Here is a 12214-nt window from a genome sequence, read left to right on the forward strand (position 1 = left end):
GTTACATTTTTAAAAATTATACTGTTTATTGTTTTTTCTTTCAAAGAATTAGTCTATAATTGATAATAAGTTGAGGAGGGTAATTGTATGTGGGTTTACATTTTAATTGGACTGATTATCCTTGTTATTATAGTAATCGGATTACTGTTGTTTTTAAGAAAATCAAAACTTGAAGAAGTACAGAAAGAAGAAGCACGATTACAAGATGTAATTCAATTACCATTTCATTTAGATTTAGAAAAATTAAAAACATACAATCTACATGGAGAGGCAAAAGAATTATACGAACACTTGGATGAGAGATGGAAAGATGCGTTATCCAACAATAAGACGCATGCAGAAAGCAATTTTAAAGCTGCAAATGAAAATTTAAAGAAATTTAAATTTAGTGATAGTAAAAAGAACGAAGATAATGCCGTTCAACATATCGGTAATATCGAGACTACATATGATGCGTTAACAGTTGAAATTAACGACTTTATGAAACAAAATGATGAGAGCAAAGAGTTATATGAAGAGTCGGTTACGCTTCAAAGAGAAGAAAACCGTGACGTTTTAGCAGATGGCCATAAATTCGGTGACTCGAGAAAACCATTAGAATCGTTAATCAACTCATATGAACCAGAACTAGAGAAGTACAACACACTCATCGATGAGGGGAATTACAATAACGCACACGATCATATCGTAGAAATTCACGAAGAACTTACGAATTTAAAAGAGAGTATGGAGAAAATCCCTGCGCTTATTAAAGAAGTTCAAAAAGACTTACCAACACAATTTCAAGAAGTCCGTTATGGTTGTAGAGAGTTAAGATTAGACGGATATGATTTAGAGCATATCAAAGTCGATACGACGCTATCACGCTTACGTACAGAATTAAATTTAATCGAGCCTAAAATTGCAAAATTAGAATTAGAAGAAGCGGAAGAAGATTTAGAACGTATTCACAGCGAACTCGATGATATGTATGACTTAATTGAACACGAAGTCGAAGCGAAAATTAAGTTCGATGATTTACGTGACAAAGTGAGTGATATGCTGTTTAAAGCGAAAGACACAAACATGTCATTACGTACTGAAATTAACTTTATTAAAGATGCATATTATATTAATGATAGAGAAATTCAAACAATTCATAAATATGAATACGAAATCGAAGATCTCGTTACGATGTATGCAGATATTGAGTCTGAAGTTAATAAAAATACGACGCGCTATAGTCAGATTATCGATAACTTAGAACACATCGATCATACGATTGAAGATATTAATGACAAGCAAGAAGATGTACTAGATTACTTACAGTCGTTAAAATACGATGAAGAGGAAGCAATCGATAATACGAACTTAATCGATGACAAAAAAGAAGAAGTCATGCATAGATTAACGACGTCAAACCTTGTGAGAATTCCAGAGCAGTTTATCGTTATGAAGCATGAACTCGATAACGAAGTGAAAGAAATCGATAGATATCTTGAACGTCGTCCGTTAAATGTTCGTTATATTAAAGAAAAAGTCGATAAAGCAGTTATTTTATTAAACAACTTCGAGCAAGAAGCGTATGAAGTCATTCACGACTCTGAACTGTCTGAGTTAATTATTCAATACGCAAACCGTTATCGTAAAGATAACAGTACATTAGATGGTGAAATTGAAGAAGCGACGCGTTTATTCAATGAAAATAGATATAAACGTGCACTTCAAATTGCAGAACATGCATTACGAGAAGTTGATGAAGATGCAGTAAAGCGTATCATCGACTCATATGAAAACAGATGAGAGACTTAGGAGCATTCCTAAGTCTTTTTTATGGTAGGTGAAGGAAACAATGATTTATTTTGACAACGCAGCAACGACATGTCCATTAGACGACGTCTTACAGACGTATGACACGGTAAATCGAAAATATTTTTATAATACAGCAAGTTTAAGTAAAGGTGGACAAGAAGCGAGAAAGCTTCTTGAAGCTTCTAGAACACAGATCAAGCAACTATTTAAATTAAATGATTACGACTTACTATTTACTTCTGGAGCCACAGAAAGTAATAACATCGTGATTCAAAGCGTCATTAAAAAGAAAAAACAATTCGGTCGAACGGTGCTCGTTTCAGAACTTGAACATCCGAGTGTTATCGAAGTACTGAGACATATTGATGGGATCGAATTAGTATTTATTGATACGACACCGGAGGGAATCATTGATATCAAAGATTTACAAGAAAAGATGTCGGATGATGTAATCTTTGTATCGGTTATTGCAGTTAACAATATTATCGGGAGTATTCAACCGATCGAGAAAATTGTTGACGTCATCAAGCAATATAACAGAGCATTTTTACATGTCGATGCAACCCAAGCTGTCGGTAAGGTAAATATCGATTATCGCGGGGTGGATGCTGTGTCGTTTTCAGCGCATAAGTTTTATGGCGTTAAAGGTGTAGGTGGATTATTTGTTAAAAATATTGCGCAGTTAAATCCAGTGATGTACGGTGGCGGACATGAATATAACGTGAGAAGTGGTACGGTAAACTTACCTGGTATCGCGTCTACTGCGAAAGCACTACGTTTATCTTTTGAAACGATGGAAGATACGTATAATAAGTTGAATTCGTTTAACGATAAAATACGTGAGGCGCTTCGACAATATGAAGGGGTATATATCCAGCCTAAACATGTACCACATTATATTAACCTGTCGATTACAGGTGCTAAAGGTGAAGTCATTGTGAACGCACTAAGTAAACGTGATATTTATGTATCTACAACGAGTGCATGTGCGTCACAACGTAACGCACCGAACGAAACACTCATCGCGATGGGAAATCCGTTACGTGTGATTGAAGGAAGTATCCGTCTTACGATGGGACAGTATACGACTGAAAGTGAAATAGATACGTTTATAAAAGTATTTGATGAAATATATAAAGAATTAGGAGATGTCATCGTTGAAATATGATTTACTACTTGTTCGTTACGGCGAACTTACGTTAAAAAAGAAAAATAGAAAGATGTTTATCGGTAAATTAGTGTCGCAAATCGAACGTGCTTTAGAAGGGCTTGACATCGTTATCCGTGCGAATAGAGATAGAATGTACATCGATCTAGAAAATGAAGATGCATATGAAGTCATCAATCGATTAAAACACGTGAACGGAATATTAAGCATGTCGCCAATTATTCGTCTTGAAAAAACGGATGAAGCGATGAAAGAAAATGCATTACTATTAGAGTCAACATTTAAAGAGGACGATACATTTAAAGTTGAAGTAAAACGTATCGACAAAGCGTACCATTTAAAGACACATGAAATTCAGCAGTTAATCGGTGGTCACGTCGTAAAAGAAACAAATCGACCAGTGAATATAAATCATCCAGATCATACGATTATGATAGAAATTCGTTATGACGGAATTTATATGTACAGTGAAGTGTATGACGGGGTCGGTGGATTACCACTTGGAACAGGTGGTAAAACTGTTTTAATGCTTTCTGGTGGAATCGATAGCCCAGTCGCTGGATTTGAGATTATGCGTAGAGGTGTTGAAATTGAAGCAATTCACTTTTTCTCTCCACCGTATACGAGTGAGCAGTCGTTAGAAAAGGTAAAAACACTTGTAGATATTTTGGCCGATAAAACCGGTGTCGATATTAAAATGCATATCGTACCATTTACAAATATTCAAACGACTATTTACGATAAAATACCTGATGGATATTCGATGACGACAACGCGACGTATTATGTTAATCATCGCAGAACGTCTCGCACGTAAAATCGGTGCGGAAGCGGTCGTAAATGGAGAGAATATTGGACAAGTTGCATCGCAAACATTAACGAGTATGAATACGATTAATGCAGTGACAAATTTCCCAGTACTACGACCATTACTCACATATGAAAAGAATGAAATAATACAAAAAGCAGTGAATTACGGCACGTATGAAACTTCAATATTACCGTTTGAAGATTGTTGTACTATTTTTAAACCAAAACAACCAAAGACATCACCCAATCTAGATACGGTCATAAAATATGAATCTAATGTCGACTTTGAACCACTCATCGAAGATGCGTTAAATCAAATCACAACATACACATCAAAAAACGAACAAGAATCTACAGAATTTGAGGATTTACTGTAATCCACTGTGTTATACTAACTCATACAGATATTAAAGGAGATGAACTTATGAAACGAACGATTGCATTAGTCGCAGCAATTGCCTTACTGATTTCAGGCGTTGTAATGAGCGTATTTAATGTATTCCAAAAAGATCAATTTGAAGACTTATTTAGTAGTCTTGCAGATGATTCACCTGTTAGCGTTATTGAAGAAGGTGACCCGTCAAATAGAATCGCGGTCATTAGTGTAGACGGCGTCATTCAAGATACACCGCAAGGTAGCGGATTATTTTCTGGAGTAGCGGGTTATAATCATCGTTTAACAGTTGATGCTTTAAAAGAAATTATTGAAGATGATTCAGTGAAAGCAATTTTACTCGACGTAAATTCACCAGGTGGTGGAGTATTTGAAAGTGCTGAAGTGTACAAGTACTTAAAAATCGCAAAAGATAAAGGGAAAATTATCTACAGCTCAATGGGTAACATGGCAGCAAGTGGTGGATATTATGTCTCAGCACCTGCAAATAAAATTTACGCAAGTAACGAAACGATCACTGGTTCAATCGGCGTAATTATGCAAAGTATCGATTACAGTGAGCTTGCTGAAAAATACGGCGTAAAGTTTAACACATATACATCAGGCGATATGAAAGATATGTTATCAGGAGCAAAAACTCCATCTAAAGAAGAAAAAGAATACGTTCAGCACATGGTAGATACGATGTTTGATGAGTTCGTAAAAGTTGTTGCTGAAGGGCGTAACATGAGTGAAGAAGAAGTACGTAAATTAGCAGATGGACGTGTATATCTTGGAAGTGATGCCATTGACAACGGACTTGTAGATGAGATTGGATACTTTGATGACGCGCTCGCTGATTTAAAAGAAGAGATTGGTTCAGACAATCCACAGGTTTATACGTATGGTTATGGTTCAGGTCGTTTTTCAATGTTCAATTTTAACGGACCGAGCATCGTGAAACAATTATTTAACGATTCAGATGCGTTAATCGTTGAAAACTTAATCAATAAACGCCAAGGTCCAAAACCGATGTACTTATATGATGAGTAAGGAGTGAGATTATGAAAAGAGAAACAGTGATCTTGCAAAAAGAAATGGGTTACCCTGTTGCAGATACGTTAATACGTCTCCTCGCATATATCGTTGATCTCATCGTCTTATGGTCGGTACGCCAAATCGCAATTATTCCGATTTTAACGATGCTAGGCGTCATGAATCAAAATGTTATTTTTGACGCAATTTCAATACGTAGCATTGTCGTAGCGGTCGTATTTTTCCTTTACTTCGTTTTAATGACATATTTCTTTGGCCAAACGTTAGGAAAAATGATTTTCGGTATTCGTGTTGTTTCAAGTAAAGGGTACGAGTTAACATTTGCTCAAGTATTATATCGAGAACTTATCGGTCGATATATTACGCAAGCATTATTAAACTTACCGTACTTAATGATTTTATTTAACGAAAATCGAATGGGACTTCATGATTTTATCGGAGACACATTAGTTGTAAACTCAAAAGAGGTTGAATATACTGTGGATGTAGAGACTAATAGAAAAGAAGGGCTGGTTTAATTTATGACGACAATTACTTTTGGTGGAAATGAAGTTAAATTAGACGGAAAAGCTGTTGAAGTTGGTCAACATATCGATAGTTTTAATGTCGTGAATAGCGAATTAAAAGATGTAGAACCGTTAAAAGAATATGCAGGTACAAAAAAGCTGATTAGTGTTGTACCCTCTCTTGATACAGGAGTTTGCCAAGTTCAAACGAAAACATTTTATAATAAAGCAGCAGATGTTGAAAACACACAGTTAATTACAATTTCAAACGACTTACCATTCGCTCAAAAACGTTTTTGTGCAGATGAAGGTATCGAAAATGCAGTGACTTTTTCAGATCATAAAGATCTATCATTTGCGAAACAATTCGGTACGCTAATGCCACATTTACGTTTACAAGCGAGAAGTGTATTCGTATTAGACGAAGACGATAATGTTGTCTACGTAGAATACGTACCTGAAGGTACAAACGAACCAGATTATGACAAAGCAATTGACGCTTTAAAAAATATTTAATCAATTGTTATAATAGGGCTATTCGAAAGAATAGTCCTTATTTTTTTAGAGGTGAACTTTTTAATGGAACTCAGTAATTTAGAAAAAATATACGAAGCATTAGTAAATAAAACAGATGATATTCATGAACATACTGGCTTATCGCGAATAGAATCATTGTCTCAAGCATTATTAGAAGTAGACGTAACAGGTACAAAAATAGAGAAGCGAAAAGCATTTCAGTTTGCTTATTTAAAGCAGTTAAAAGAAGAGCAAGTACAACCGAACCATCAACTAACTCCAGACGTCATCGGGTACACAATCGGGTATATCGGTAACGTACTAAATGAAAATAGTAGCGGTTCGGTGTTAGATGTCGGGAGTGGATCTGGCCATTTATCGATGACGTTAAGTGAGTTAAATTCAGAATTACAGTTAAACGGTGTCGAAATCGATCCGACGCTCGCTGAATTAAATGCAAATCTATGTGAGTTTTTAGAGACACATATGAAGATATATCCACAAAATATTATCGAACAAAACTTTATCGAGCCAGTTGATTTAGTCGTTGGAGATTTACCCGTCGGTTTTTATCCGGTAGAGGTTGAAGGGTATACGACAGCGTTTAAAGAAGGTAAAAGCTTTGCGCATCTTTTAATGATTGAAGCGGGGATGAATAAAGCAAAAGAAGACGGAATCGGTATTTTTACAGTACCTTCTAACATCTTAACCGAAAATCAAGAAACGTTTAAAACGTATATAAAAGAAGATGTGACGTTACTCATGTTCTTAAACTTACCGAAGACTATTTTTAAAGACGAAAAAAGTCAAAAGTCGTTAATCGTTCTGAAAAAAGGGCACGTGGCATTAAATAATAAAGATGTTTTAATCGGAGATATCCCTGATTTTAAAGACAAAGACAGTATGAAACAATTTTTATCAACAGTTGAAGCGTGGCATGAAAAATAATCAGATGTTTGTTTAAATGACTAAACGGATAGAATAGTAATACAAACCTTAAGGAGGGTTTATGAAATGAAATACGACAAAATATATATTGACGGCGAGTGGGTCACACCATCAACGTCTGACGTGATTGAAGTTGAGAATCCAGCGACAGAAGAAATTTTTACAACGGTTGCTAAAGCAAATAGTGAAGACGTCGATAAAGCAGTCGAAGCAGCAGCGCGTGCATTTAAAAGCTTCAATGAAACGTCTTATGAAGAGCGTCAAAAATACGTTGAAGAAATTTTAAACGGTATTAAAGAGAGACAAGAAGACTTTGAGAAAGTCATTCGACAAGAACTAGGAAGTTCATATAATTACACAAAATCAGCTCAGGTGGAACAAGTAATCAAAGAGATGACACTCGCACTTGAAAACGCGGATAAAGTAAAATTCACAGAACATCATGAAGGATTTGATCTAGTACGTGAAGGTGTCGGGGTTGTAGCAGCAGTAACACCATGGAACTTCCCACTGAATCAGATTCAAAGAAAACTTACATGTCTTTTACTCGCTGGTGCCACAGTCGTACTAAAACCGAGTACGAAAACTCCAGTTTCAGCATTTTTACTTGCTGAAGTGATAGATAAAACAAGCCTTCCAAAAGGTGTATTTAATATCGTCCCTGGGTCTGGTAGTGAAGTTGGAGATGCGTTAACTGGACATGAAAAAGTTGATATGATTTCATTTACTGGATCTACTAAAGTAGGTCGAGGCATTTATGAACAAGCAAAAAGTAATATTAAAAACATACACTTAGAACTCGGAGGAAAATCACCGAACATTTTACTTCCTAAAGGTGATGCTAAAAGAGCAGTAAAACAATCGATGGACGCGATTATTAACAACGCAGGACAAGCGTGTTCAGCACTTACGCGTTTAATCGTCCCAGAATCTCGACTCGAAGAAGTTGAAGGATACGTTAAACAGTATGTCGAAGAAAACGTACGTGTTGGAAATCCTGAAGATGAAAACAATACGATTGGACCAGTCATCTCTAAAGAAGCTCAAGAACGCGTGTATGACTATATCGAAAGCGGTAAAAAAGAAGCGACGTTACTAATTGGTGGCGGTAGAGTAGAAAGTGAAGACAAAGGATATTACGTCGAACCGACGGTATTTACGAAAGTCGATAACAACAGTAAAATCGCACAAGAAGAAATATTTGGACCCGTTTTATCGATTATCACATATAACGATGTCGATGAAGCGATAGAAATCGCAAATGATACGACGTACGGGTTATATGGTGCAGTATTTGGCGAAAATGACGAAGAAGCATATGACGTTGCCAAAAAATTACGCACAGGTAGTATCGTTATAAACGGTGCAGCAAGAAATCCAGCCGCACCATTCGGTGGTTATAAACAGTCTGGTATCGGTAAAGAAATCGGTTGGATCGGTATCGAAGAATATACAGAAACAAAAGTGTTATTTAAGGAGTAATATAAAAATAAGCCTCTACTTTTTAAAAAGTAGAGGCTATTTTCATGGGAATTAATTTACTTCATTTTGAACGAGCTCATCTGTTGCGACTGTCGGTTCAAAATCTTCAGGTAAAGTTTCAGTTCTTACAACTAATACATCACATGGTGCATGACGTACAATAGCTTCAGAGACCGATCCAATAATGAATCGTTCAACTGCGTTTAAACCTGTAGAACCAACGACAACTAAGTCTGCATTGGTGTCTTTAACAATTTTTTTAGGAATCACTGATTTCGGTGAACCGTATTCTACGAGTGTAACGACATCTAATACACCGTCAGCCAGTGCTTTTTCTTTATAGCCTTGTAAAAGCTTATCTGCAAAGTTTTTAGCACGTGCTGAAATCGTACGATCATACGCTTCAACTGATGCGTAACTTCTCGTATCAATAACGTTTGCGACGATTAAACGTGCGTCCGTTTTCTTAGCTAAGTTAACAGCTTTTTCAAATGCCCACTCTGCTTCGTGTGATCCATCGACTGCGATTAAAATGTTTTTGTAATCTAACATGTCATTTCCTCCTTAACTTTCAGTACACTATACCCTTTAGCGACTAAAAATAATCAAATAGTAATTAAAATTTGCTAACTTGTACTGTTAATTTTATTTTACCAAATTTTGTATGATAACGATAACATTTTTATGAATGAGTATGTTAATATAAAATAAAGAAAGAGTTTTCATAACAAAAGAAAAGGGGTTATACTTCATGATTATTGGTGTACCTAAGGAAATTAAAAACAACGAAAACCGTGTTGGGCTTACGCCGGATGCAGCATATGCATTTGTCCAAGCAGGACACGAAGTGCGTATTGAATCTGATGCTGGTGTTGGTTCTTTCTTCACTAATGAAGAGTATGTAGAAAAAGGAGCAACAATTGTTTCATCAGCAAAAGAAGCATGGGACGTTGATATGGTCGTTAAAGTTAAAGAACCACTTAAAGAAGAGTTCGATTTCTTTAAAGAAGACCAAATTATCTTTACGTACTTCCACTTAGCACCAGAGGTCGACTTAACGAAAGCCTTAATTGATAAAAAGGTTACAGCGATTGCTTATGAAACAATCGTCGACAGATTTGGTGGATTACCACTATTACAACCGATGAGTGAAGTTGCTGGACGTATGGCAACTCAAGTGGCGGTAGAAAATTTATCAGCAATTAAAGGTGGACGTGGTATTTTACTTGCAGGTGTACCTGGAGTAGACCGTGGTAAAGTTACGATAATCGGTGGAGGTAACGCAGGTACAAACGCAGCGAAAATTGCGGTTGGACTCGGTGCGAGAGTTACAATTTTAGATTTAAACCCACATCGTTTAAGAGAGTTAGATGAGTTATTTGGTGATTCAGTGCAGACGTTAATGTCTACACCGATGAACATTAAAAAAGAAGTTGAGTCGAGTGACGTCGTCATTGGTTCAGTGTTAATTCCAGGTGCAAAAGCTCCTGTATTAGTGACTGAAGAAATGATTAAAAACATGGGTGACGGTTCAGTCGTTGTTGACATCGCAATCGACCAAGGCGGTAACTTTGAAACATCTGACCGCATTACAACTCACGACGACCCAACGTACGTGAAACACGGTGTAATTCACTACACAGTTGCGAACATGCCAGGTGCAGTACCTAGAACGTCAACAATCGCATTAACAAACGCTACGTTACAATACGGTCTTCAAATCGCAAACTTAGGTGCTGAAGAAGCGGCAAAACGTAACGCAGGACTTAAAGAAGGCTTCAACGTGTATAAAGGTCACGTGACTTATAAAGCTGTTGCAGAAGCACAAGATTTAGAATACGTTGAAATTGATTCATTAATCTAATATACAGACTGTTTGAAAAGGGATGAGTGATTGTAGCTCATCTCTTTTTTCTACGGATTCAACGACTGGGATAATTTCAATACGCTTTCTCGCAAATGACTTTAGTTTTGCGAGCGGCTTTAATTCGTTATAGTTTTTAAAATCTATATTTCTCACATCATACATGACTGCAGTTGCGTTATGCTGAATGGCTAACTCTAAATTTTTAGACTGTAAAAAGTATGGGATATTGGAAAACGACGGGCCGATAATTAGGTGTTTATCCTTAACCATCGTTGACAGTTCTCTTAAAAAGTTACTGTCTAATTCATTCTTGACGATACATTGATCCGTCACGTAACCATCGATGCTATCCGTTTCTTTTATCGTTTCATAATGAATGTTTTGAATAATAAAAGGATCTAATTCATTTAAATAGTTGAGTGAAATTAGAACAGTCGAATTTTGATGCATCATTTTATACATCTTTGCAACGAGTGGATTAGATTCTAATTGGTGATTTGTAAAAAATACGAAGTCCTCAGATTCAGTCAATGAATTAACTTTAAAAATAGTAGTCATAACAACACCTCTAACATAATATAGCACATCTATATGGTTAATCTTTTAAAAATTCGGTTATAAATACAGTATATAAAGGAGGAAATATAATGACAAAAGTAACGTATCACGGACATTCAGTCGTTCAGTTTGAACACGATGGTGTAAAAGGGATTTTCGATCCTTTCATCACTGGAAATGAATTAACAGATTTAAAAGTTGAAGACGTAAAGGTAGATTATATTTTACTCACGCATGCACATAATGACCACGTTGGAGACACGGTTGAAATTGCTAAAAACAACGATGCAACAGTTATTGCGCCAGTTGAATTAGCGGGATATTTAGAAACTCAAGGATTAAACACGGTAGGCATGAACATCGGTGGAGAGAAGTCGTTTGATAGTATCAAAGTAAAATTCGTGCAAGCATTCCATTCATCAAGCTATACAGACGATGACGGAAACGTTCATTACGGCGGAATGCCTACAGGAATCATTTTAACTCTTGGCGAAAAAAAGATATATCATGTAGGGGATACAGCAATCTTTAGTGATTTAAAACTCATCAGTACATTAAATGGTGAGATCGATGTTGCATTCGTACCAATCGGTGACCACTTTACAATGGGAATTAGCGACGCGATTCACGCAACAGACGAATTAATTCAGCCACGTGTTGTAGTGCCTGTACATTACAATACATTCCCACCAATTGAACAAGAACCGGAAAACTTTAAACAAGCGCTCAAAACAGAGTGCCAGATTTTAAAGCCAGGTGAAGCGGTGACGTTTAAATAATCTCGAGGTGAGGTTAAGGTCGGGTGGACTTTGTGTTTTTTCATCTTAATTAACAAAAATTAGTCATGTAGGTGAAAATTTGTTAAATATATTAGGATAATTAACAAAAATCGGCTGTGGCGGGCGAAATTTGTTAGATAAAAAATTATATTTAACAAAAATGGGGCGTTGAGTCTGAAATTTGTTAAATAAATCAGGATATCTAACAAAATCGCGAAATTTTTGTTAATTAAATTTCGGCGAAAGAGCGTTTATATTAATTTAGAGATTAATTACACAATCGAAACCGGGCTTTTCATCCTTATTTACAAAAATGCAGCATTTAGCTGAAATTTTGTTAAATATATTAGGATAATTAACA

12 protein-coding genes are annotated in these 12214 nt (G+C 36.0%); 10 read left to right on the forward strand and 2 right to left on the reverse strand.

Features of this window, described 5'->3' with window-relative positions:
- The first annotated feature begins 87 nt into the window (after positions 1–87).
- From HMPREF3029_RS03080 to HMPREF3029_RS03115, 8 genes are all read left to right on the forward strand, one after another.
- Positions 88–1782 (forward strand): septation ring formation regulator EzrA, encoded by a 1695-nt coding sequence (locus HMPREF3029_RS03080; protein ID WP_070709697.1) that lies wholly within the window; start codon positions 88–90, stop codon positions 1780–1782.
- A gap of 49 nt (positions 1783–1831) precedes the next feature.
- Positions 1832–2959, forward strand: coding sequence for a cysteine desulfurase family protein (locus tag HMPREF3029_RS03085; RefSeq protein ID WP_070456809.1), 1128 nt, complete (start codon positions 1832–1834; stop codon positions 2957–2959).
- Positions 2949–4145 carry a tRNA uracil 4-sulfurtransferase ThiI gene (gene thiI / locus HMPREF3029_RS03090; protein WP_070709701.1) on the forward strand — a complete coding sequence of 399 codons (1197 nt, stop codon included), beginning with the start codon at positions 2949–2951 and terminating at the stop codon, positions 4143–4145. Before HMPREF3029_RS03085 ends, thiI begins: the two co-directional genes overlap by 11 nt.
- Before the next feature lie 47 nt (positions 4146–4192).
- Positions 4193–5194, forward strand: coding sequence for a signal peptide peptidase SppA (sppA, locus tag HMPREF3029_RS03095; RefSeq protein WP_070709706.1), 1002 nt, complete (start codon positions 4193–4195; stop codon positions 5192–5194).
- 11 nt (positions 5195–5205) lie between these two features.
- Positions 5206–5715: an RDD family protein gene (locus tag HMPREF3029_RS03100; RefSeq protein ID WP_070709709.1), complete on the forward strand. Its 510-nt coding sequence runs from the start codon at positions 5206–5208 to the stop codon at positions 5713–5715.
- Between the two features lie 3 nt (positions 5716–5718).
- Positions 5719–6219, forward strand: coding sequence for a thiol peroxidase (gene tpx / locus HMPREF3029_RS03105; RefSeq protein ID WP_068129284.1), 501 nt, complete (start codon positions 5719–5721; stop codon positions 6217–6219).
- 63 nt (positions 6220–6282) lie between these two features.
- Positions 6283–7167, forward strand: a complete 885-nt coding sequence (locus HMPREF3029_RS03110; protein ID WP_070709712.1) for a class I SAM-dependent methyltransferase — start codon at positions 6283–6285, stop codon at positions 7165–7167.
- A 66-nt stretch (positions 7168–7233) separates the two neighbouring features.
- Positions 7234–8649, forward strand: coding sequence for an aldehyde dehydrogenase family protein (locus HMPREF3029_RS03115; protein ID WP_070709715.1), 1416 nt, complete (start codon positions 7234–7236; stop codon positions 8647–8649).
- A gap of 51 nt (positions 8650–8700) precedes the next feature.
- Here the strand turns inward: HMPREF3029_RS03115 and HMPREF3029_RS03120 are convergent, their stop codons facing one another.
- Positions 8701–9201 (reverse strand): universal stress protein, encoded by a 501-nt coding sequence (locus HMPREF3029_RS03120; protein WP_068129290.1) that lies wholly within the window; start codon positions 9199–9201, stop codon positions 8701–8703.
- Between the two features lie 199 nt (positions 9202–9400).
- Between HMPREF3029_RS03120 and ald the strand changes: the two genes are divergently transcribed.
- Positions 9401–10513, forward strand: a complete 1113-nt coding sequence (gene ald, locus HMPREF3029_RS03125; protein WP_040928732.1) for an alanine dehydrogenase — start codon at positions 9401–9403, stop codon at positions 10511–10513.
- Here ald and HMPREF3029_RS03130 read toward each other — a convergent pair.
- The gene (locus HMPREF3029_RS03130) at positions 10505–11074 is read right to left on the reverse strand and encodes a hypothetical protein (RefSeq protein ID WP_068129291.1); all 570 of its coding nucleotides are present in this window, start codon (positions 11072–11074) and stop codon (positions 10505–10507) included. The genes ald and HMPREF3029_RS03130 overlap by 9 nt on opposite strands.
- A gap of 89 nt (positions 11075–11163) precedes the next feature.
- On the opposite strand from HMPREF3029_RS03130, the gene HMPREF3029_RS03135 reads away from it, so the two are divergent.
- The gene (locus HMPREF3029_RS03135; RefSeq protein ID WP_070709718.1) at positions 11164–11853 is read left to right on the forward strand and encodes a metal-dependent hydrolase; all 690 of its coding nucleotides are present in this window, start codon (positions 11164–11166) and stop codon (positions 11851–11853) included.
- The last annotated feature ends 361 nt before the right edge of the window (positions 11854–12214 follow it).

It is taken from the genome of Nosocomiicoccus sp. HMSC059G07 (assembly GCF_001815515.1).
Lineage (GTDB): Bacteria > Bacillota > Bacilli > Staphylococcales > Salinicoccaceae > Nosocomiicoccus > Nosocomiicoccus ampullae_A.

Excerpts from the sequence above, each read along its gene's own strand:
- HMPREF3029_RS03080 (WP_070709697.1), top strand. The coding sequence starts at position 88 with ATGTGGGTTTACATTTTAATTGGACTGATTATCCTTGTTATTATAGTA.
- HMPREF3029_RS03085 (WP_070456809.1), top strand. The coding sequence starts at position 1,832 with ATGATTTATTTTGACAACGCAGCAACGACATGTCCATTAGACGACGTC.
- sppA (WP_070709706.1), top strand. The coding sequence starts at position 4,193 with ATGAAACGAACGATTGCATTAGTCGCAGCAATTGCCTTACTGATTTCA.
- HMPREF3029_RS03100 (WP_070709709.1), top strand. The coding sequence starts at position 5,206 with ATGAAAAGAGAAACAGTGATCTTGCAAAAAGAAATGGGTTACCCTGTT.
- tpx (WP_068129284.1), top strand. The coding sequence starts at position 5,719 with ATGACGACAATTACTTTTGGTGGAAATGAAGTTAAATTAGACGGAAAA.
- HMPREF3029_RS03110 (WP_070709712.1), top strand. The coding sequence starts at position 6,283 with ATGGAACTCAGTAATTTAGAAAAAATATACGAAGCATTAGTAAATAAA.
- HMPREF3029_RS03115 (WP_070709715.1), top strand. The coding sequence starts at position 7,234 with ATGAAATACGACAAAATATATATTGACGGCGAGTGGGTCACACCATCA.
- HMPREF3029_RS03120 (WP_068129290.1), bottom strand. The coding sequence starts at position 9,201 with ATGTTAGATTACAAAAACATTTTAATCGCAGTCGATGGATCACACGAA.
- ald (WP_040928732.1), top strand. The coding sequence starts at position 9,401 with ATGATTATTGGTGTACCTAAGGAAATTAAAAACAACGAAAACCGTGTT.
- HMPREF3029_RS03130 (WP_068129291.1), bottom strand. The coding sequence starts at position 11,074 with ATGACTACTATTTTTAAAGTTAATTCATTGACTGAATCTGAGGACTTC.
- HMPREF3029_RS03135 (WP_070709718.1), top strand. The coding sequence starts at position 11,164 with ATGACAAAAGTAACGTATCACGGACATTCAGTCGTTCAGTTTGAACAC.